General features: G+C 25.2%; 26 protein-coding genes. 1 reads left to right on the forward strand and 25 read right to left on the reverse strand.

All coding sequences use genetic code 11. The annotated features are described in order from the left end of the window. Positions 1–9: 9 nt before the first annotated feature. The 25 genes from xseA to dapF all read right to left on the reverse strand — a co-directional run bounded on the left by xseA (position 10) and on the right by dapF (position 17,359). Positions 10–1,209 (reverse strand): exodeoxyribonuclease VII large subunit, encoded by a 1,200-nt coding sequence (xseA, locus tag RGC78_RS07400; protein ID WP_309556330.1) that lies wholly within the window; start codon positions 1,207–1,209, stop codon positions 10–12. Next, a complete protein-coding gene (locus tag RGC78_RS07405) occupies positions 1,199–2,047 on the reverse strand; it encodes a bifunctional methylenetetrahydrofolate dehydrogenase/methenyltetrahydrofolate cyclohydrolase (RefSeq protein ID WP_309556331.1) in 849 nt (282 codons plus the stop codon). Before RGC78_RS07405 ends, xseA begins: the two co-directional genes overlap by 11 nt. Positions 2,048–2,069: 22 nt before the next feature. Then, complete coding sequence (nusB, locus tag RGC78_RS07410; protein WP_252213375.1) at positions 2,070–2,471, reverse strand: transcription antitermination factor NusB; 402 nt, start codon at positions 2,469–2,471, stop codon at positions 2,070–2,072. A 118-nt stretch (positions 2,472–2,589) separates the two neighbouring features. Next, positions 2,590–2,970 carry an Asp23/Gls24 family envelope stress response protein gene (locus RGC78_RS07415; protein WP_252213372.1) on the reverse strand — a complete coding sequence of 127 codons (381 nt, stop codon included), beginning with the start codon at positions 2,968–2,970 and terminating at the stop codon, positions 2,590–2,592. A gap of 116 nt (positions 2,971–3,086) precedes the next feature. Continuing rightward, positions 3,087–3,632 carry a SpoIIIAH-like family protein gene (locus tag RGC78_RS07420; RefSeq protein ID WP_252213369.1) on the reverse strand — a complete coding sequence of 182 codons (546 nt, stop codon included), beginning with the start codon at positions 3,630–3,632 and terminating at the stop codon, positions 3,087–3,089. Positions 3,633–3,672: 40 nt separating this feature from the next. Next, complete coding sequence (gene spoIIIAG, locus RGC78_RS07425; protein WP_252226007.1) at positions 3,673–4,302, reverse strand: stage III sporulation protein AG; 630 nt, start codon at positions 4,300–4,302, stop codon at positions 3,673–3,675. 11 nt (positions 4,303–4,313) lie between these two features. Continuing rightward, positions 4,314–4,901, reverse strand: a complete 588-nt coding sequence (gene spoIIIAF, locus RGC78_RS07430) for a stage III sporulation protein AF (protein ID WP_252213363.1) — start codon at positions 4,899–4,901, stop codon at positions 4,314–4,316. A 3-nt stretch (positions 4,902–4,904) separates the two neighbouring features. Next, on the reverse strand, positions 4,905–6,161 hold the full coding sequence (spoIIIAE, locus tag RGC78_RS07435) for a stage III sporulation protein AE (RefSeq protein ID WP_252213360.1): 1,257 nt from the start codon (positions 6,159–6,161) through the stop codon (positions 4,905–4,907). An 11-nt stretch (positions 6,162–6,172) separates the two neighbouring features. Then, entirely contained in the window at positions 6,173–6,556 is a 384-nt protein-coding gene (gene spoIIIAD, locus RGC78_RS07440; RefSeq protein WP_252213357.1) for a stage III sporulation protein AD, read from the reverse strand. Positions 6,557–6,564: 8 nt separating this feature from the next. Beyond that, a complete protein-coding gene (gene spoIIIAC / locus RGC78_RS07445; protein WP_003374374.1) occupies positions 6,565–6,762 on the reverse strand; it encodes a stage III sporulation protein AC in 198 nt (65 codons plus the stop codon). 14 nt (positions 6,763–6,776) lie between these two features. Further along, entirely contained in the window at positions 6,777–7,295 is a 519-nt protein-coding gene (gene spoIIIAB / locus RGC78_RS07450) for a stage III sporulation protein SpoIIIAB (protein WP_252213354.1), read from the reverse strand. After that, positions 7,283–8,203 (reverse strand): stage III sporulation protein AA, encoded by a 921-nt coding sequence (gene spoIIIAA, locus RGC78_RS07455; protein ID WP_252213351.1) that lies wholly within the window; start codon positions 8,201–8,203, stop codon positions 7,283–7,285. The genes spoIIIAB and spoIIIAA overlap by 13 nt, the downstream gene beginning before the upstream one ends. A gap of 343 nt (positions 8,204–8,546) precedes the next feature. After that, a complete protein-coding gene (locus tag RGC78_RS07460) occupies positions 8,547–8,912 on the reverse strand; it encodes a CD1247 N-terminal domain-containing protein (protein ID WP_252213349.1) in 366 nt (121 codons plus the stop codon). An 86-nt stretch (positions 8,913–8,998) separates the two neighbouring features. Next, complete coding sequence (gene efp, locus RGC78_RS07465; RefSeq protein WP_252213346.1) at positions 8,999–9,556, reverse strand: elongation factor P; 558 nt, start codon at positions 9,554–9,556, stop codon at positions 8,999–9,001. Between the two features lie 191 nt (positions 9,557–9,747). Next, positions 9,748–10,128, reverse strand: coding sequence for a hypothetical protein (locus RGC78_RS07470; protein ID WP_252213343.1), 381 nt, complete (start codon positions 10,126–10,128; stop codon positions 9,748–9,750). Beyond that, on the reverse strand, positions 10,115–10,543 hold the full coding sequence (locus RGC78_RS07475) for a hypothetical protein (RefSeq protein ID WP_252213340.1): 429 nt from the start codon (positions 10,541–10,543) through the stop codon (positions 10,115–10,117). The genes RGC78_RS07470 and RGC78_RS07475 overlap by 14 nt, the downstream gene beginning before the upstream one ends. Further along, the gene (locus RGC78_RS07480; protein ID WP_252213337.1) at positions 10,494–11,195 is read right to left on the reverse strand and encodes a hypothetical protein; all 702 of its coding nucleotides are present in this window, start codon (positions 11,193–11,195) and stop codon (positions 10,494–10,496) included. The genes RGC78_RS07475 and RGC78_RS07480 overlap by 50 nt, the downstream gene beginning before the upstream one ends. Positions 11,196–11,242: 47 nt before the next feature. Further along, positions 11,243–11,641, reverse strand: coding sequence for a hypothetical protein (locus RGC78_RS07485; protein WP_252213334.1), 399 nt, complete (start codon positions 11,639–11,641; stop codon positions 11,243–11,245). After that, positions 11,632–12,087, reverse strand: coding sequence for a competence type IV pilus minor pilin ComGF (locus RGC78_RS07490; protein WP_252213331.1), 456 nt, complete (start codon positions 12,085–12,087; stop codon positions 11,632–11,634). The genes RGC78_RS07485 and RGC78_RS07490 overlap by 10 nt, the downstream gene beginning before the upstream one ends. After that, positions 12,080–12,508 (reverse strand): hypothetical protein, encoded by a 429-nt coding sequence (locus RGC78_RS07495; protein ID WP_252229165.1) that lies wholly within the window; start codon positions 12,506–12,508, stop codon positions 12,080–12,082. The genes RGC78_RS07490 and RGC78_RS07495 overlap by 8 nt, the downstream gene beginning before the upstream one ends. Positions 12,509–12,539: 31 nt before the next feature. Further along, positions 12,540–12,977, reverse strand: coding sequence for a prepilin-type N-terminal cleavage/methylation domain-containing protein (locus RGC78_RS07500; protein WP_252229166.1), 438 nt, complete (start codon positions 12,975–12,977; stop codon positions 12,540–12,542). Next, positions 12,974–14,050: a type II secretion system F family protein gene (locus tag RGC78_RS07505; protein ID WP_252213322.1), complete on the reverse strand. Its 1,077-nt coding sequence runs from the start codon at positions 14,048–14,050 to the stop codon at positions 12,974–12,976. Before RGC78_RS07505 ends, RGC78_RS07500 begins: the two co-directional genes overlap by 4 nt. After that, positions 14,037–15,413, reverse strand: a complete 1,377-nt coding sequence (locus RGC78_RS07510; RefSeq protein ID WP_309556333.1) for a GspE/PulE family protein — start codon at positions 15,411–15,413, stop codon at positions 14,037–14,039. The genes RGC78_RS07505 and RGC78_RS07510 overlap by 14 nt, the downstream gene beginning before the upstream one ends. A 94-nt stretch (positions 15,414–15,507) precedes the next feature. Further along, the gene (locus RGC78_RS07515) at positions 15,508–16,512 is read right to left on the reverse strand and encodes a hypothetical protein (RefSeq protein WP_309556334.1); all 1,005 of its coding nucleotides are present in this window, start codon (positions 16,510–16,512) and stop codon (positions 15,508–15,510) included. 25 nt (positions 16,513–16,537) lie between these two features. Further along, positions 16,538–17,359 carry a diaminopimelate epimerase gene (gene dapF, locus RGC78_RS07520; RefSeq protein WP_252229174.1) on the reverse strand — a complete coding sequence of 274 codons (822 nt, stop codon included), beginning with the start codon at positions 17,357–17,359 and terminating at the stop codon, positions 16,538–16,540. A gap of 263 nt (positions 17,360–17,622) precedes the next feature. Between dapF and RGC78_RS07525 the strand changes: the two genes are divergently transcribed. Next, entirely contained in the window at positions 17,623–19,356 is a 1,734-nt protein-coding gene (locus tag RGC78_RS07525) for an Rqc2 family fibronectin-binding protein (RefSeq protein WP_309556335.1), read from the forward strand. The last annotated feature ends 296 nt before the right edge of the window (positions 19,357–19,652 follow it).

Raw genomic sequence — 19,652 nt, forward strand, 5'->3', positions numbered from 1 at the left:
ATACTCTCCTTACTTAATAGGTATAAAATTTCCTTTAATTTTTCCATCACTTAAAGAAACACTTATTTCTTTTTTTTCATCTAATTGTGATATTTCTTTAATGATCTTATTATTTTCATCCTCTATTATAGCATATCCTTTATTAAGTACCTTTATAGGATTATTAGCGCTTAATAAATTATTTAATGATTCTATCTTTTGCTTTTCTCTTTTTATTTTTATATCTATTGCAAAATATAATCTATCTTTTAATTTATCAATTTCTAAATATGAGTTTACTATTTTTGACATTGGAGAATGTAATTTTAAAATTCTCTCATTTGACTCTAATCTACTTTTGCAATCTTTTAATTTCTTTTGTATTTCATAATCTAATGATTTTGATATTTCATAAATTCTTGTGTTTATATCACTTAATAGCGGAACTGCTATTTCAGCTGCTTGTGACGGTGTTGCTGCTCTTACATCAGAAACAAAATCTGAAATTGTAAAATCGACTTCATGACCTACTGCTGAAATAATAGGAAGCTTAGAATTAAATATAACTTTTGCAAGTTCTTCTTCATTAAAGTTCCATAATTCTTCTATAGAACCTCCACCTCTTCCAACTATTATTAGATCTATATTTTTCTTCTTATTAAAATATTCAATTCCTGCAATTATTTCTTTATATGCACCGTCACCTTGAACCTTAGCTGGATATAATATTATGTCTACTAATGAGTTTCTTCTTTTAGTTACATTTATTATATCTCTTATTACTGCACCTGTTGATGAGGTTACAACACCTATTCTTTTAGCGTACATAGGGATATTTTTTTTATACTTTTCATCAAAATATCCAGACTTTGATAATTTTTCTTTAAGAGCTTCGAATTTTATAAATAACTCTCCTTGCCCTTCTTTTTTTATCTCATCACAATAAAGTTGAAAACTCCCTGTAGCTGTGTAAATAGATGCTCTTCCCTTTACCATCACTTCCATACCATCTTCTAAGGCAATATTTAAAAGACTTGCTTTGCTTTTAAACATAACACAATTTACTTTACTATTGTTATCTTTTAAAGAAAAATAAATATGCCCACTGCTATGGAACTTTAAATTAGAAATCTCCCCTTTTACAGAGAGATTATTTAAAATAAAGTCATTATCAATTATTTTTTTTATATAGTTTGTTAGATCTGAAACAGTTAAAGTTTTAATCTTCATATTCCTTTAAAGCCTCACATGAATTTTTTATTAAAAGAGTAGTAGTTAAAGCTCCAACTCCACCTGGTACTGGTGTTACGAAAGAAGCTTTATCTATTACCTTGTCAAAATTAACATCGCCTGTTATTTTACCTTCAAAAGATGAAGTACCTACGTCAATAACTATTGCATTTTCTCTTATGTATTCTTCATCTATAAACTTAGGTTTACCAATTGCTACAACTAATATGTCTGCTTTACTACATACTTCTTTTAAATTTTTTGTTTTAGAATGACATATAGTAACTGTTGCATTTTCATTTAATAAAAGTTGTGCTACTGGCTTTCCTACTATATTACTTCTTCCAAGAACAACTACTTCCTTACCAGTTATATCAATATTAAGACTCTTAATTAAAGTTACAACTGAATTAGGTGTACATGGTAAAAATCCTTTTTCCCCCATATACAATTTACCTTGACTTTCAAATGTAAGACAATCTATATCCTTTTTAACAGATATCTCTTTTATTATCTTTTTTTCGTTTAAATGCTTAGGTAATGGTAATTGAAGCATTATGCCTTGAATATTAACATCTTCATTTAATTTATGAATCTCATTTATAACATCTTCATCAGTAACATCTTCTTCTAATATAATCTTTAAAAAATCTATACCTAAAGAATTAGCCACCTTTTCTTGACTTGACATATAATAAATTGATCCCCCATCATTTCCAACTAATATAGATGCAATCTTTGGAATCCTAAGTTTATTATTTTTTCTTTCTTCAACAAAAGTTTTTATTTCTTCTTTTATCTTTAATGCTACTTCTTTTCCGTTTATAATTTGCCCCATTTTTATTTTCGCCCCTTATATTTTATTTTTTTAAGATATTATCTAAAACTCCATTTATAAATGAAACGCTTTTTTCATCTGAATATTTCTTTGTTATTTCTAATGCTTCATTTATTGCAACTCTGTTTGGAATTTCTTCATCATATAATAATTCATATACAGCTAATCTTAATATACATAAGTTAACCTTTGATATTCTATCTATTTTCCAATTACATAAATTCTTTGATATAGCCTCATCTATGTTATCTTTATTATTTTCTACCCCTATTAATATTCTCTTTATGTATGTTATATCTAATTCTTTTATATCACTTTCATAATTGTCTATAAAGTTTTCTAATGTTTCCTCATAATTATCAGTGTTTAATGTCATCCCAAATAATAATTCCATTGCTTTTTCTCTTGATAGTTTTCTATTCATCTGATCCTCCACGTACTTTAAATTCTTCTTAATTCTTGTCATTTTTGTTGAAATTTATTCTCTAAATAATATCTAGCATGGAAACACCCTCTGAAATTCAGAGGGTGAAATTTAGATACTACTTAGATTCAACTTCTTCTTTTTTCGGCATATAAATGTTTTGAACATACACATTTACTGCTTCTACTACTAATCCAGTCATAGCTTCAACCGTTCTTTTTACATTATCTTGAACTTGTGAAACTACCTCCATTATTTTTACACCATACTCGACGCTTAAATTTATATCTATAGTTGCTTTATCATCAAGCAAAGTAACCTTCGTTGACTTCCCTAATGACTTTTTACCCTTTAAAATGCTTGATAAGTTATTTGAGCCCCCTATTTGGTAATCACTAACGCCATCAATTTCTTGTGCGGCAATGCCTGCAATAACGCTTACTACTTCGTCTGATATTTTTACGATACCAACGTTATCTTCTTTATTCAAACTTTCCATGCTTTTCACCCTCCTAGGTTTTGTAATAACAAAACATGTTAATCTTACGTTTATTATAACAAATATGATTTAACATTACAATTAAACTTATATTATTTTTCAAAGCTATAATTATGTTATTTTTGAACTTGTATTACTACATCTTTTATCTTTGATACATTTTGTACTATTTCTTGAATGGCAATGCTATCTTTCTCTTCAAGAGTATTTGCTGACTTTACTATTACTGTTGCTTTCTTGTCATCAATCATACATAATGCATCTTCATATCCTTTATTTTTTATGTTTAATTCAACTCTTCCTTCATTATCTTTTCTTAAAATTCTTTCTGTCAATTCCTTATTTGCATCTTCCTTCTTTTCCTTAGATGTATTTTCATCTGCTACTAACGCTTTTAAGCTTTGAATTGTTGCACTTTCTTGTTGTTCTCTTTCACTTCTAGATTGAAAGAAGTATTCATTTTGACTTAATGTAGCTTTATCATCATCTGCTTTAGCTACTTCTCCTTTTTCCTCACTTACCCCTACATTTTCTGTTGATAATACTGCACTTAAATCAGTCGGATCGTTTAGTCCTCCCTTATTTAACTTTGCTGCTAACACCCCTACACATAATATTAATGCTAACAAAGTAAAGATTATACCTAATTGTTTCCTTTTCATAATATTTTCCTCCCATCCTTTTTATCTTTTAAATTATATGCTACTTCTTCATCGGATATACATTAACCTTATCCAAAGTTAAGTTATATAATTTTGAAATTGCTTGCTCAATGTTATATTTTGTTTTACTATTTTCTGCACCTTCTGCAACAACAACAGCACCTGTTATTTTTGGTTTATATGTTCTTAAAATAAATGGTTCATTTCCACCGTCTTTACTTGTCATAACAACTGTTGCGCCATCATTTTTTTGATTATTAGTTCTCTTTCCTCCTTCAGTATCCGTTTCTTCCGTAGTTGATACTTGAGCATTAGTATCATATGCTGGAATTTTTTCTTCTCCACTTTCAAATGAAATCATTACGTCAACTTCTCCTACCCCCTCCATCTTTTTTAATATATTTTTTAATTCCACCTTTTGATTTTCTTCATATGTTTTTTGATCACCTGAAATAGTCGTTGAAGTGCTTACTTCATTTTCTTTTGGACTTTCTTTTTTGTCTTCTTTATAAATAATGTCATTACTCTTATTTATATATTTATTCTTTGGTAATAATACATTCATGGTCACAAATATAAATGCTAATACTAAGCAAATAGAAATAAGATTGCTTAATTTTTTTTCGCCTAGTATTTTCTTTAGATTATTAGAAAATTTTTTTTTATCCATAAACTCATCTCCTATTCCTCTATTTTATATACTTCTATTTTCTCTTTAGGAATATCTAGCTGTTCACTTATAAATGTCACTATTTCTTTATACTGGCTATTTTGATTCTCTTCATAATATTTATCACTTTTATTAATTATCACCTTTTTAATTTTACTTACTGACTTTTCGCTTATACCTATTTTTATTTTTTTTATATCAAAAATCATGTTATTAAAATTAACTATACATTCAACATCACTTTTAAAGTTTTTATTTGGATATTCAGATTTAAGTAAACTTTCACAATTCTTATTAAAATTTTCTTCAAAAGCTTGTTTTCTTAAATCTCCATCCTTTAACTTATCCTCATCACTACTTTTAATTTCATTTTTATAATTAGAGAATACGTCTTCATAATTACTTATAGATTCATATATACTGTCTTCTCCATTTGAAATAATTTTCACTATTGGATTTAATATTATGGTTATTAAAACTAACCCTAATATAAACTTTAGATATTTTTTCATACCATTATTAGGGCTTATAAGTTCTATTGCCGTTATAAATATAAGTGCAGTAACTAAGGTTGTTACGAGTTCCTTTAACAAATTCATGTCTTATCCTCCTACTATAAACAGCCCTGAGGATGCAACAAGAGCTATTAAAATAAAAAACATTAAACTTACGCTTAAAACACATGATATAATTAACGTCATTGAATTTCCTGCTGCCGCCACTGAATTAGTTATTCTAGAATCACTTATGGGTTCTATTAACGCTGCAGCTAATTTATATATCACTGTCATAAGTACTAATTTTATTATTGGGTATAAAAGCATTAATACTATAATTAATAGTCCTACTGAACTTATTGCATTTTTAATTATTAATGAATATCCTGCAATAGAAGCAATAGCATCAGAAAATGTCTTTCCTACTATAGGTATGAAATTATCAACCGCAAATTTAGTAGTTTTTAACGTAACTGCATCTATTGTTTTTGATGTAATTCCTCTTACTGTTAAAACACCAATAAAAACAGTTATTATTATTCCTTGCATCCATAAAGTGCACTGTTTTAAAAGTTTACAAAGATTCGTAATCTTATGATCATTAGATAAATTATTTGCAAACTCTAATACAAACCCCATTAATATAAGTGGAATTATAATATTAGAATAAATTCTCGGTATAAACACTACAGCTGCTAAAATAATAGGGTCTAATGTTGCTGCCTGAGTTAATCCTCCTACCATAGCTATCATTGTTATAAGCACCGGTAATAATGCAGCCATAAAATCAGAAATATTTAATATAACTTCTTTTGCAACACCTATAGATATAATAAAACTCTTTGAAAGAATCATTATTATCAACGCATAGCATGCATAAAAAGCTATTTCCGATACATTGTCATTTGAAAATGCATCTTGTAAATTTTTAATTAGTGAACAGATTATAACTATTGTAACTATTGATATTATAAGTTTTAATACACTTCTAACTTCCTTAAATAATATACTCGTTAATGCCTTGCTCAAGGATTTTATATTAAAATCACCTTCACCATTTTTAATATATTCCTTGATATATTGAATTGGATCTAGATCATTCATGAGCTCTACATTATTTTTCATTTTATTTATATACTCATATAAATTATTTATTTGTTTTTGTGTACTATCATCTAAACTATCTATTGTGATTTCATCCATTATAGATTCACTTTTATTAGCATGAGAGTTACTGCTTGTACTTAAGTTATTTTGTTCAAAAGCATATACTGATTTTTCTGGTATAAAGATACAATTTAATACAGAAATAACAATAATACTTATCAAAAAAAATATTGTACATCTTTTTATTATCTTCATATCTATTTCACCTACATTATCTGTAGTATAGAATTTAATACAGCCATAAGAATTGGAATTGCTAATACTAAAATCATTATTTTTCCTGAAAACTCTACTTTAGTTGCTATACTTGAAGCTCCAGCATCTTTACATAATTCACTTGTAAATGAAGCTAAATAAGCAATTGCTAAAATTTTTAGGATAACTCCAATATAAAATGTATCTATATTAGCTCTATCTGCTACAGTTTTTAAAAATGTAATTATTTCTTGTACTTGACCTATCATAAAAAGTAATATTAAAGTACCAACTGTTAAAGAAATAAATGTAGTCATTTCAGATTTGCTATTTTTAAAAATTAAAGTTAGAAACAAACCAACAAAGGCTAAGGCCACAACTTTTACTATTAACATAAAATCACCTACATTACGAACATAGTTTTTACTGTGTTAAACAAGTCTCCAATAAGAGAAACTATCATTAATAAGAGTATTACAGTACCTGCAATATTAGTTATAGCTGCAACATCACCTTTTCCACTACTTGTTAATACCTTATCGAGTATCACAAGTAATATTCCTGCCCCTCCAATTTTAAAAAGAATGCTTATATCGTGCATAATAAATTCACCACCTAAATTAAAAATATTGTAATCATAGCACCAATGCATATCCCTAAATATCTATATACTTTTATATTTTTTTTAGATTCCTCTTCTGCCTCTTTTAAATTGCTCCTTATATTTTCTATTACTAAATTAAAAATTTTTTCTTGGCCATAAAGTCCTGATTCTCCTAAAGACTTTATGAAATCTATTAAAAAGTTTTTATCACTATCTGATAAATAAAACTCTTCTTCTAAAAAAATATATTCACTACTAAAAGCACTATATACACTTTCTGCTTCACCTTCACATAACTTTTCATTTACATTACCTATTAGAGTATTTAATGGTTTAATTGTCTTTTTCTGAATATTACTTAATGCTTCTGGCAAAGGCGTACTTCCATATAAAATTTCATTTTGCAATATTATTAAATTTTTTAAAATTTCCTTAAGTTGAATGTATCTTTTTCTAAAAGTTTCACCATATAAAAAGCCAATATAAGAAATAGTTAAAAATAGCATAAAGATGAGTACTAATTTAAGCATATTTTTTCTTCTCCTCTTAATTTATAAACTTTTTCTATAGTGCCTACCCCTTGTCTTGAACTTAAAATAATAGCTCTTTCAAGTATTTGATTATCAATAAGTTCCTTAAATACTTTACGTTTATAAATATCCTCAATTGTAAATCCATGAATACTTGTAATTATATTTACTCCAGAATTAAATGCCATAATTAATGCTTCAATATCTCCTTTAGTGCCAATTTCATCACAAATTAATACCTCTGGTGATAAACTTCTTATTGACATAATCATTCCTTCTTTTTTCAAACAATTATCTAAAATATCTGTTCTAATTCCTAAATCACTTTGAGGAACTCCAAAGTAACAAGCTCCAATTTCACTTCTTTCATCAATTACAGAAACCTTTTTACCATTTAAACCTAATAATTTCATTCCATTTGATATGTTTCTAGATATATCTCTTAAAATTGTTGTCTTTCCACATTTAGGTGGAGAAATAATTATTGTATTGTAAATCCTATCTCCACTAACTATATATTTCATAATTTTATTGGAACATCCTATAACTTCTCTGCAAAATCTAACATTTATAGATGATATATTTCTAATAGTTTTTACTTCACCATTGCACATAACACATTCGCCAGCAATACCTATTCTATGTCCACCTTTAATTGTTATAAAACCTTGTTTTATATCTTCTTCATAAGCATATAGTGAATAATTAGATATTTTTTGTATTATTGATTTCATCTCTTCCTTTGATGGATTATAATTTACAATTGATTCTCCTTTATTAGAATAAACTATAATAGGTTTATCTATTTTTATCCTTATTTCATAAAGTTGTTCTAGTTTACATTTATCTTTAAGTACATTAAATATATTACTTGGAAATATATTTAAGAAATCACTATCATCTTTCATCTCACTTCCTCCTCTAATGTTTTTCTTAGTTATTAATATTTATATAAAAATTAAAATATTACTGTTAAATAAAAAAAGATATGTAAAATTAAATTACATACCTTTAAAATCATATGAAAAATTGTGTTTAAAATACTATATGCATCGTATTATATATACATAAACTTTAAATTTAGATATATATTTCTTTATAAAAAAAATCGCCAAGGCGACTTTTGTAACGCAGATTCTTTTATCCATGTACCCTTTCCAAACACAATGATGTAATAATGGTGTGGCATAAGATTTTTATAATTTCCTAAAAAATAAAAAAAGCCATAGTAAAACTATGGACATTAAATATTTAGCCTTTAATATTCTTATTGCAATATGGACATGGAATTTCATTATTATTTTTTAAAGTTGATTGTTCTGCAAAAACTGTATTGCCACAATGGCAACAAGTAGCTTCTACATATTCATCTTCTAATTCATTTAGTTCATCTATTGATACTTCTTCAAAAAGTTCCTCTTGAAGACCACTTAAGTCATCATCCATAAATCTAATGTTTTCTTCTATAGTTTCTTGATTTACAGTTAATTCTTCAATTTTACTATCCATAGTTTCTAAAATTGATACTATTGATGAAAAATAGTTTTTATATTCTTCACTTTCAATATTAGATAAATTTAACTTTAACTCATTAATTTGATTCCTTAGTTTTTCCATGTTTCCCACTTCCTTTTATAAATAAAGTTGCTAAGAAATAACTTAGCAACTTTATTTAGTATTAAAACCTTAAATACATACAGAGCTTAAACTCTTTCCATGTATTCTCCTGTTCTAGTATCTATTCTTATAACATCGCCATCGTTAACAAACATTGGAACATTAACTATTGCTCCTGTTTCAACTGTAGCTGGCTTTAATGAGTTTGTAGCTGTATTACCTTTAACACCTGGTTCAGTATATGTTATTTGTAATTCAACAAAATTTGGTGCTTCTACTGAGAAAGCACTTCCTTTAAAGAATTTTATAACTGCAAACATATTTTCTTTTAAGAATTTTATTGCATCTTCAACCTTTTCAGCATTTAAAGGAATTTGTTCAAAAGTTTCTTGATCCATGAAGTAATATAATTCTCCATCTGAATAAAGATATTGCATTTCTTTTCTTTCTATTACAGCTTCTTGTAATTTTTCAGTTGGATTAAATGTTCTATCTACAACTCCTCCTGAAATTACGTTTCTAAGCTTAGTTCTTACGAAGGCAGCTCCTTTACCTGGTTTTACATGTAAAAAATCTGTAACTGTAAACACTTGTCCATCGAACTCAAAAGTTACACCTTTTCTTAAGTCTCCTGCTGATATCATTAAATATCCCTCCAAAATTTATAAAATAATTACAATCTAAATTAATATTTATATACTAAAGTTCAATTGTTGTAAACTTCGACATAACAATGATATTTTATCAAAAGAAAGAAATAATTGCAATTATTTCTCTCTACTTTAAATAAAAAAAGTCTACAAAATAATCATAAATAGCATAAAAATATTTTAAATCACATCTTTATATTGTTTTTACTTAATTCTATTATCAATGAACCACTGTCTTTATTATGCTCAATTTTATAATTCTTTATAGCATAATTTCTTAACTTAGATAGGCTTTCTAAAATCTCCTCTTTTTCACCTTCTATTTTTAAAGATACAATCCAATTGCCATCTTGTTGCTTTGCTCCTTCTAAAAGTTCAATATTATCAAAATCTTTAAACTCAGAACTTATATTAGATATATTTTTATAGTCGTTTATAGTTACACTTTCTTTATATGACTCTTCTTTTTTTATAGTTAAATTAAATTTGTTTGTAGTATATAAAATCATACTTTGAAAACAAGACATAATAATTAGAATTATAGCTAATACTTTATTTCCTTTCATTGTTCAATTCTACTCCTAATATATAATTAGTATTGTCATTATTTATATTTTTTATATTAATATCACTATCTATTTTTTCTATTGCATCCATTTCATTTATTTTAAATTGTCCACCATCTTTATCTACGCATGCGCTTTCAATCTCATCTAAAAATATATTATTAATCCAACTTACTATATCATCACAATCAATACTACTTTCTTCAACTTCAATTTTATTATTATCAGCATTATTTATTAAATTTGATTTATTTTCTCTAAAAATATATATATTTTTAAATGTCATTGGTAACAGAATAAGGTTTATTATTATAAATAAAAATTTTATTCTTTTTATGCTTTCTACTTCTTTTTGAATTTTCAAATCATAAAATTTTTTTGGAATGAAGTTCTCGTTTCTTATATATTTTTTCATATAATACATCCTCGCAATTAACATTCATTATTTTTATTTCTTTATTGGCACTATCAAAGGTAATTATATCTTTGTTTTTTATGTTTTTATCTATATAAAAAATACTTTCTTTATTTTCGCATAAACTCTCAAAATTATTTATTCTATTAATTAGATTATCAAGTTCATTTTCAACAAAGGCACGATTAAACTTTCCATTTACCAATTCGATGTAATAATAAAATCCATAAAAATAAACTATACAATTAGAATTTAATGCATTTTTTCCTAATAAATTTACAATTATATCTTTAATAATAAATTGAACTGGAATAACCTTTATGTTGCTGGACCCTTTAGATAATATTTCTAATCTCTTTCCACCTTTTATAGAATAAATTGATACTAATCCATTTTTCTTATCATAATCATAATGGTATAATATATCCTCATTCTTGTGGAATTCTTTATTTAACTTAAATTCAACATATTCATATATGTGTGATTTTTTTATATTTTCAGTAAAGTGTCTTGAATATAATTCTTCTTCAATTATTATGAATTCTCTATTTTTACTCATTAATTTTTCAATTTCTTCAAACTGTTCAAATAAGTATTCTTTGTCCTTATATATAAAGGCATGTTTTTTCATAATTAAAACTGATTTTTTCATAATCCACTTCCTTAATACTTTAAATCTTTTTTAAATTATTAACTTTTTTATTTTTCACTATTCATATCTATATTTCTATATATTGGAATTAAAAATATTTTATTTCCATCAAATATATATTTTAATTCTCTACATATGTTCTTCTCTGTTAATAAATAAAATTTATCTTTTTCTATTTTGTACTTTAATTCATTAGTATCATTTTTTATATTAAAATTTTCAATAAAGATTTCTTCATTCTTCATTTTGTTTAATTCTTTATTAAAGTTTAGTAATGCTTTCTCTTCATTTTGTAATAAGCTATATCTGTCTCCATCATTATTGTATAGATATGACATCTCATTATTATTTTTCATAACTATAAAACTACAGCTACTTATAAGCATAACTATTGAAAATGCTAAAAGTGTACTTATAATAATATTTCCTTTACTTTTTATATACATCTAATAAATTCCCTTCCACTTTTATCAATTATCTTTAAATAGATTAATTTATCTTTTTGTATGACCTTAAAATCTTTAACTTCTTTAAGTAATATATTAGGGGATATTCTTCCTGGGTACTTTGCACCTAATGATTCTTTATCACTTCTAATATTCTTACTTATCAAAACATTATCTTTGTCCCTATAAAGGATTAAATATGTTTCACCAAATTCTATATCTCTTATTATGTCTTTTTGCAATATTGAATCTAGATTTATATAAAAGTTTTGCATTTTATTATATACTCTACTGATTTCTTGATTTTGTATATATACTTTATAACTATCAAAAATTAAGTTAGTTGATATAAGAAATATTATTGTTGTAAAAAAAATATACACCATTGATTCTATAATGGTAAATCCATTTGAATTTTTACTTATCATTCTTTTATTTCTAAACATACTCCATCCACCACATTTTTATAAAACTTTCTTCTATATCAACTTGAATATTGTCTTTATTAATAAGTCCTTTGATTAAAATTTCAATTTTATAATCATCTTCTTTAAGTTTAGAGATTTTAATATCATTTCCTTTTGTTAAATCCAAAATTTCTGTATTAGTTAACTCTTCAAAAAAGTTTTCATCAAAACTTAATGTTAACGGTTCTTTATTTAGTGTGTCTTTTAGTTTATTCATTTTATTATTATATTTTAATTCATTGGTAATATTATATATTGCTCTATTTAGCTCTTCTCTTAACATTCTTTCTTTTAATATACGATTATTATGAATATAAGTACTTATTGAGAAGATTATAATTAAACTCAACATAAATAATGCTGCAATAGCTTCTATTAAAATACTTCCTTTACTTTTCAATCTTATTTCCTTTCTAAAAATTTATATACTTTTAAAAGCCACTAATATTGATAGGATCAATGCCTGTTGCTATAGTAACCTTATATATATTATTTTTATTATCTTGAAACACTATAGTTTTTCCTTGCTTTATGTGACCATTGGATCTTACTTGTATACAATCATTTTTACTAATGATTCTTATTTTTCTTGGTAAAACAACTTGTTTTACTGTTGTTAGGCCATCTTTTCCAAATAAAATTCTATTTCGTATATTATCTATTTGAATTTCACCACTTTTTCTATTCTTCTTACAATAAGCTTTACTATAAGATAATAAATTTTCTACATCATAAAGAGCTGATTTGCTTTCTATATCATTTGAAATGGTAGAATGTATATCTTTTACTGATAAAGTTAAAGAAAATATTATTAAAATTATTGATAAACTTGCTACGACTTCTATTAAGGTAAATCCCTTTTTCTTCATTTAATCGCTCCTATTTTTAAGCTATCAAATAAAGGAAGAATAAAAATCATAAAAAATACTGTAATAACTATTGATATAAATATTATAAGAAATGGTTGTAATAAACTTAAGTATTTATTAATTGTTCTAATTAAAGATTCTTCTAACGTTAAACTTAGTTCTTTTAAAGCTTCTCCTATAGATCCACTTTCTTCCCTTACCTTTATTACAGCAATTGTATATTTAGAAAATATATTTGTGTCAGTTATTGCTTCACTTAATGTACTTCCTTTTAATATATCTTCATTAATTTTATTAAGTTTGTCACTTATATAATTAAAATTCATACTATCTGAACAATACCTGAGTCCATACGAAATATTCATTCCACTATTAACAATAATAGATAATATAAATACAATTACATACTCTAAAAACTTGTTAAAAATCTTGAAATTACTTAATAAACTTACATATCTTTTGTCTATTAATCTCCTTATACTTATGAATGGTATAAAAACTCCCCAGCATAGAAAAGATATAAAATTTAAAAGTGGATTTTCTTTTATATAATTACTTAATTCATATATTTTTTCACAACTAAAAGGTGGTTTTATTCCTATTGATAAATAAATACTATGAAAATTAGGTATAACTACTAAAGTTAAAAATACCATTAGTGCTAATATGCTTATCATTAATATCATTGGATATGTTAATGAACTTATAATATATTTATTTATAAAAGCTCTTTTTCCATAGTAATTTTTTAGCGTTTTTAAAGCTTCATATAGCTTTCCTGAATTTTCTCCTATAGATATTATTCCTATAAAAAACTTAGGATATAATTCTCTTTTTTCATCGAAAGCGTTAGATAATGTCATTCCATTTTCTATGTTTTTAACAATATCACTAATACTTCTTTTGTACTCTTTAGTTAATGTAACTTCTTTTATTAAATTTAAAGATTCATTTATTTTTATTCCATCTTTATATAATTGTGCTAAGCTTCCAGATATCAAACTTAATTCATTGTAGTTTATTTTCTTGTACCTTTTGTTAAGAAAACAATTTATTTTCTTAAAGATACTCATTTAATCCTTCTCCTTTCATAAATCTTACATAATCTTCATAGGATATTTGTCCTCTCTTTAATAACTTTTCTAAATCATCTTTCATTCCAATATTAGATAAACAGTACTTGTCTTTATAAATATCGACTTCATCATATTCCTTATCTAAAAAATATACAGCACTTATAAGTTTTCTTGATTCATATCCAGAATAATTACATTTTGAACAACCAGTTTTTTTATATAATTTAATTCCTTTATAATCATTTTTAATATCTTCCTTTTTACAATTTTCACATAGTATTTTTATTAATCTTTGAGATATTATTCCCACAATTGAATCTCTAAGTAAGTAAGGTTTTACCCCCATATCCTCAAGTCTAAAAAAGACTTCTCTTGGTGTTGATGTATGAATAGTGGTGTACACTTTATGCCCTGTTATCGATGCTCTTACAGACATAGATGCTGTCTCTTCATCTCTAACCTCTCCAACCATAATAACGTCTGGATCTTGCCTTAATATGTTTTTTAAACCATTTGAAAAATTTATATCTAATTTCTTATTTAAGCTCATTTGATTGATATTTGGAATGATTGCTTCCACTGGGTCTTCTAGAGTTGTTATATTAATATCTTCTTTATTGATTTCTTTCAATATAGTATACAGAGTTGTCGATTTCCCGCTTCCAGTTGGTCCATTAACTAAAACTAGACCTTTCTTTAATGACATAATCTTTCTTATTAATTCTATTTTTTCTTTTGAAAAATATAGATCTTCTAATTTATAATTAAAATTTTCGCTATATAGTATTCTTATAACTATTTTTTCACCATAAACTACAGGAATAGATGAAACTCTTAAATCATAATTATTATTGTTATAATTTATAAGTATTTTTCCATCTTGTGGTTTTCTCCTTTCTGATATATCCATATTAGCTTTAAGTTTTATTTTTGAAGCTAAAGTTAGGTATTCAGATAAAAGCATTTTGTGAACTAAAATTAATCCACCATTAATTCTATATCTTATATCTACTTCTTTTTCGCATGGTTCAAAATGTATATCACTAGCATTCCTTAAAATAGCATTATAAATCAAAGTATTTTCTATATCTTCATCTTCTACTTTAAATATAATATCTCTTAAATAGTCATAATTTTGTTTACTTATTTCTTTTAAGACAATTTTATTATTATAAATAAACCTTAAGTATTCTTCTGCTTCATCTTTTATTTCATGTCCCAATACAATAGTTGTACTTTTTTCTTGTTTTATAGGAATAACTTTATATTTGTCAGATATCTTTTTACTTATCCTTCTTGAAATGCTCACATCTACATCTCTAATTTTATATTCAATTATATTTATACCTCCCTTCATCATTATTAAGTACTATACCCTCTTAATGTAAATATATTCAAAAAATAGTAAAAACGCTAAAATCAAAGAGGTTACTCTCTAATTTCAGCGTTTTAATTTATTCATTAAATTTTATAAAATCATAATCATTAGCTTTATCTGATACTAAGCTTATTGTCTTATCCTCAGAGCAACTGTATACAGCTTTCTTTTTTGAACTATTATCTTTACCTATAAATAAAATCTCTCCATTTTCACCAATGCTTAATCCCTTACCTACTTCTACTATTGAAGGAAAGTCAAATACTACTCTTTGCACCTTATTTCCATTCACTTTATAAAGGGACTCCTTATCATTATAAGCTTTTCCAACAAAATATATTTCATCATTCTTAATTATAACATCCTGTAATAACTCAATTTTATCAGTTAATAATACTACTTCATTATTAGATTTATTAAGCATCATCAGCTCTTTATTATTATCAAAATCTATTTGTAAAAAGATAATATTTTCTTTTGAAGATTTTATAAATCCTAGATATCCTTCATCTATTTTATAAATAAGATTTTCTTTATTGTTATCTAAATCATATGTGAAAACTCCATTTATACCATCACTACTGATTCCATAATAGAGAATGATATTTTCATCATACCAGTCATATAAAACACCTGACACAGATACTTTAGAATTAATTTTCATTTCTTTGTTTTTATCTGTTTCAAATACTTTTAAATGTAAACCTTCATCTTCTATAAAGTATGATATATATTTTCCATTAGGGGATATTTTTATGTCTGTAAATTCTCTATCTTTTACTTCATTTTTTTCTCCGTTATGTACAATATAATATTTTTTATCTTCACTGTATATATAATTAGAACTTGATTTGTCATAAGCTACTACTGCTTTATTTGGTTCGTATAATTTATATTCATCTTCTTTGTAATTATATAAGTTATACTTATCTTCTTCATATTTTAATATTGTACCTTGGTTAATTTGTAATTCCTCTGCTACGCTAATAGGTTCATCATTCTTAGATGAACATCCTAGCATCAGCAGAGGTACAACAATCAATACTAAAATACTCATTTTTTTCTTTTTTAACACGTTCATTTTTATCCCCTCAATTAATTTATCACTATAAAATAATATTTCCTTTACAAATAAATTCTGCTGGTCCACTCATATATACTCCATCTTCTAGAACTTCTATTATAAGATTTCCACCTGGAGCTTTTACAAATATCTTTTCTCCATTTACATAGCCTAATTTCTTTGCAACTACAGCTGAAGCACAACATCCAGTACCACAAGCAAGCGTTGCTCCAGCACCTCTTTCCCATGTATTTACACGTATATGATTTTTATCATTAACCTTTACAAAATTAACATTAGTTCCTTCTTTAAATAAAGAGAATTTTTCTATCTTTTCTCCATTTTCAACCTCATATTCCTGATTCTTTTCAAAAATAACAGTATGGGGGACACCCATTAGTAAAGTTGTCAGATTATATTTTTCTTTATCTATAACAACTTCTTCATCAATTAATTCTTCTAAATTATTTAATGGTATATCTTTTCCATCAAAAGATGGTTTTCCCATATACACTTTTACATATTCTACTTTATCATCTCTTAGTATTAATTCTATTTCCTTAATGCCATCTCCTGTTTCAACCGGAAACTTAATACTATCTATGATTTTATTTTCATAAATATACTTTCCAAAACATCTTATTGCATTTCCACACATATTTGCTCTAGAACCATCAGAATTTATAATAACCATTTTAGCTGTTGAATTTTTTGATTTTCTAACAATAATTAAACCATCAGCTCCAATTCCAAAATGTCTATTACAAACTTTTTGTGCTAAATCACATTCATCTTTAATTTCATAATTAAAGTCTTCAATAAAAATAAAATCATTTCCTGCTCCATGCATTTTATAAAATTCCATTTTAGTATCTCCCCCAATCTATTTTCATTTTACTTAAATAAATATTAACAATTTAACTTAATGCCCCAATAGAATTTGAACTTGCCTTATACTAAATTATTAATAATATCTTAAAATATAACGTTAAATTTTTTAATTTTTATGAATAAAATATAATTGCTTTGCTATGTAATATCAATATTTGATAATAAAGCAATTATAATGTTATACTATCTTAAAGGCATTATTTTTTGCCTAGTCGCACTAAGAAAGGACGAATTACAATGGCACTAGACGGTATCTACTTATATAGTTTAGTTAATGATTTAAAAAAATCAATATTAGATTCTAAAATAGATAAAATAAATCAACCTGAAAAAGATGAAATAATCTTAACATTAAGAAAAGAACGTAAAAATTTAAAGCTTTTAATATCAGCATCTCCAAGATTTGCTAGAATTCATTTAACTAATTCAACTAAAAGCAATCCTATAAAAGCACCAATGTACTTAATGGTGTTACGTAAATACTTATTAGGTGGTAGAATTACTAAATTGACTCAAAAAAATAATGATAGAGTTTTAGTAATTGATATAGAAAATCGTGATGAATTAGGCTTCGATAGCATTTATTCACTTATAATTGAAATTATGGGCCGACATTCTAATATCACATTAGTTAGAAATAGAGATAATAAGGTTATGGAATCAATAAAGCACATAACCCCAGATATTAATACTTTTAGAGTTCTCTATCCTGGTGTTAATTATGTTTATCCACCAGAATCTAATAAATTAAATCCTTTACTATTTGAATATGAAGATTTTAATAATTTTATATCTACTAATTCAATAATTTTTGATGAGAACTTCTTTTCAAAAACTTTTACAGGTATTAGTAAATTATTGTCTTCAGATTTATATTATAACATTATAAAATCCAATTCATCACCCATTAGAGAAGAAATTTATGAAATTTTTAAGAATTTTATATTAAATCTTGATAAAAATCTTTCTTATAATATTTACACTAATGATAGTGGAGTTTATAAGGACTTTTATTTCTTAAAATTATCTTCTTTAGAAAATAATTTTTCTACTATAGAATATGATAATCCTAATATACTTATGGATGATTTCTTTTATAAAAAAGATAAGCAAGATAGACTTCATAATAAATCTATAGATTTACAAAAATTAGTTGTTACAAACATAGATAGATGTAAAAAGAAATCAAAAATTTTACATGAAACTTTAAAAGAATGTGATGAAAAAGAAAAATTGAGAATTAAAGGTGATTTACTAACGTCTTATATATATAGTATAAAAAAAGGTGCTACTAAAGCTTCTCTATTAAATTATTATAGTGAAAAAGAGGAGTATCTAGAAATAAGATTAGATCCTTTTAAGACTCCTTCAGAAAATGTTCAGGCTTATTATAAGAAATATAATAAACTAAAAGTTTCAGAAGAATACGCTAAATCTCAGCTTGATAAAAGTCTCAAAGAAGAAGAGTATTTAAATTCAGTTCTTACTAATATTCAAAATGTAGAAAGCTACGATGAAATAGGCGATATAAAAAATGAACTTGTTGAAACTGGTTATATAAGATTTAAAAAATCTGATAAAAACAATAAAAAGAAGAAAACCTCTAAACCACACCACTTTAAATCTAGTGATGGTATAGATATCTATGTTGGTAAAAATAACTTGCAAAATGATTATTTAAGTTTAAAGTTTGCTAATAAAAATTATCTTTGGTTACATACAAAAGATATTCCTGGTTCTCATGTTATTATTGCTGAATATGAAATACCAGATAAAACTTTAGAAGAAGCTGCAATAATAGCTGCTTATTATAGTAAAGCTAAAAATTCTTCAAAAGTTCCAGTTGACTATACAAAAGTTAAGGAACTTAAAAAACCAAATGGAGCAAAACCTGGAATGGTAATCTACCATACAAATAAAACATTGATAGTAGATCCAAAAGATTTTGATAATCTAAATTTAGAATTATAATTTAAGTTATTCATGGATTGAATTCTTATAATCATATAATTTTCTGGATACTATTTAAAGAGCAAAAGGTATGTGTAATACTTTTTTAATTGGCTATGTTTTAAGTGAATGTTCATATTTTAGTATAAGGGCGAACTGGCATTGGAATTTGCTTTTTAGAACTCTTAAGTGAGAATCTAAATTTTATATTTAGCTTTTCGAACTTACTCAGCAAAGTCGAGTTTCCTTTTAATATTTACAATTAATTGCTTGTCAGCAATCTTTGATTGGGAGCATGCATTAATTGGACTAAGCTT

Origin of the sequence: Clostridium aquiflavi (genome assembly GCF_031344075.1) — a bacterium.
Lineage (GTDB): Bacteria > Bacillota > Clostridia > Clostridiales > Clostridiaceae > Clostridium > Clostridium aquiflavi.

Bases quoted from the DNA above. Each gene is read 5' to 3' on its own strand.
- xseA (WP_309556330.1), bottom strand. From the start codon at position 1,209: ATGAAGATTAAAACTTTAACTGTTTCAGATCTAACAAACTATATAAAA.
- RGC78_RS07405 (WP_309556331.1), bottom strand. From the start codon at position 2,047: ATGGGGCAAATTATAAACGGAAAAGAAGTAGCATTAAAGATAAAAGAA.
- nusB (WP_252213375.1), bottom strand. From the start codon at position 2,471: ATGAATAGAAAACTATCAAGAGAAAAAGCAATGGAATTATTATTTGGG.
- RGC78_RS07415 (WP_252213372.1), bottom strand. From the start codon at position 2,970: ATGGAAAGTTTGAATAAAGAAGATAACGTTGGTATCGTAAAAATATCA.
- RGC78_RS07420 (WP_252213369.1), bottom strand. From the start codon at position 3,632: ATGAAAAGGAAACAATTAGGTATAATCTTTACTTTGTTAGCATTAATA.
- spoIIIAG (WP_252226007.1), bottom strand. From the start codon at position 4,302: ATGGATAAAAAAAAATTTTCTAATAATCTAAAGAAAATACTAGGCGAA.
- spoIIIAF (WP_252213363.1), bottom strand. From the start codon at position 4,901: ATGAATTTGTTAAAGGAACTCGTAACAACCTTAGTTACTGCACTTATA.
- spoIIIAE (WP_252213360.1), bottom strand. From the start codon at position 6,161: ATGAAGATAATAAAAAGATGTACAATATTTTTTTTGATAAGTATTATT.
- spoIIIAD (WP_252213357.1), bottom strand. From the start codon at position 6,556: ATGTTAATAGTAAAAGTTGTGGCCTTAGCCTTTGTTGGTTTGTTTCTA.
- spoIIIAC (WP_003374374.1), bottom strand. From the start codon at position 6,762: ATGCACGATATAAGCATTCTTTTTAAAATTGGAGGGGCAGGAATATTA.
- spoIIIAB (WP_252213354.1), bottom strand. From the start codon at position 7,295: ATGCTTAAATTAGTACTCATCTTTATGCTATTTTTAACTATTTCTTAT.
- spoIIIAA (WP_252213351.1), bottom strand. From the start codon at position 8,203: ATGAAAGATGATAGTGATTTCTTAAATATATTTCCAAGTAATATATTT.
- RGC78_RS07460 (WP_252213349.1), bottom strand. From the start codon at position 8,912: ATGGAAAAACTAAGGAATCAAATTAATGAGTTAAAGTTAAATTTATCT.
- efp (WP_252213346.1), bottom strand. From the start codon at position 9,556: ATGATATCAGCAGGAGACTTAAGAAAAGGTGTAACTTTTGAGTTCGAT.
- RGC78_RS07470 (WP_252213343.1), bottom strand. From the start codon at position 10,128: ATGAAAGGAAATAAAGTATTAGCTATAATTCTAATTATTATGTCTTGT.
- RGC78_RS07475 (WP_252213340.1), bottom strand. From the start codon at position 10,543: ATGAAAAAATATATAAGAAACGAGAACTTCATTCCAAAAAAATTTTAT.
- RGC78_RS07480 (WP_252213337.1), bottom strand. From the start codon at position 11,195: ATGAAAAAATCAGTTTTAATTATGAAAAAACATGCCTTTATATATAAG.
- RGC78_RS07485 (WP_252213334.1), bottom strand. From the start codon at position 11,641: ATGTATATAAAAAGTAAAGGAAATATTATTATAAGTACACTTTTAGCA.
- RGC78_RS07490 (WP_252213331.1), bottom strand. From the start codon at position 12,087: ATGTTTAGAAATAAAAGAATGATAAGTAAAAATTCAAATGGATTTACC.
- RGC78_RS07500 (WP_252229166.1), bottom strand. From the start codon at position 12,977: ATGAAGAAAAAGGGATTTACCTTAATAGAAGTCGTAGCAAGTTTATCA.
- RGC78_RS07505 (WP_252213322.1), bottom strand. From the start codon at position 14,050: ATGAGTATCTTTAAGAAAATAAATTGTTTTCTTAACAAAAGGTACAAG.
- RGC78_RS07510 (WP_309556333.1), bottom strand. From the start codon at position 15,413: ATGATGAAGGGAGGTATAAATATAATTGAATATAAAATTAGAGATGTA.
- RGC78_RS07515 (WP_309556334.1), bottom strand. From the start codon at position 16,512: ATGAACGTGTTAAAAAAGAAAAAAATGAGTATTTTAGTATTGATTGTT.
- dapF (WP_252229174.1), bottom strand. From the start codon at position 17,359: ATGGAATTTTATAAAATGCATGGAGCAGGAAATGATTTTATTTTTATT.
- RGC78_RS07525 (WP_309556335.1), top strand. From the start codon at position 17,623: ATGGCACTAGACGGTATCTACTTATATAGTTTAGTTAATGATTTAAAA.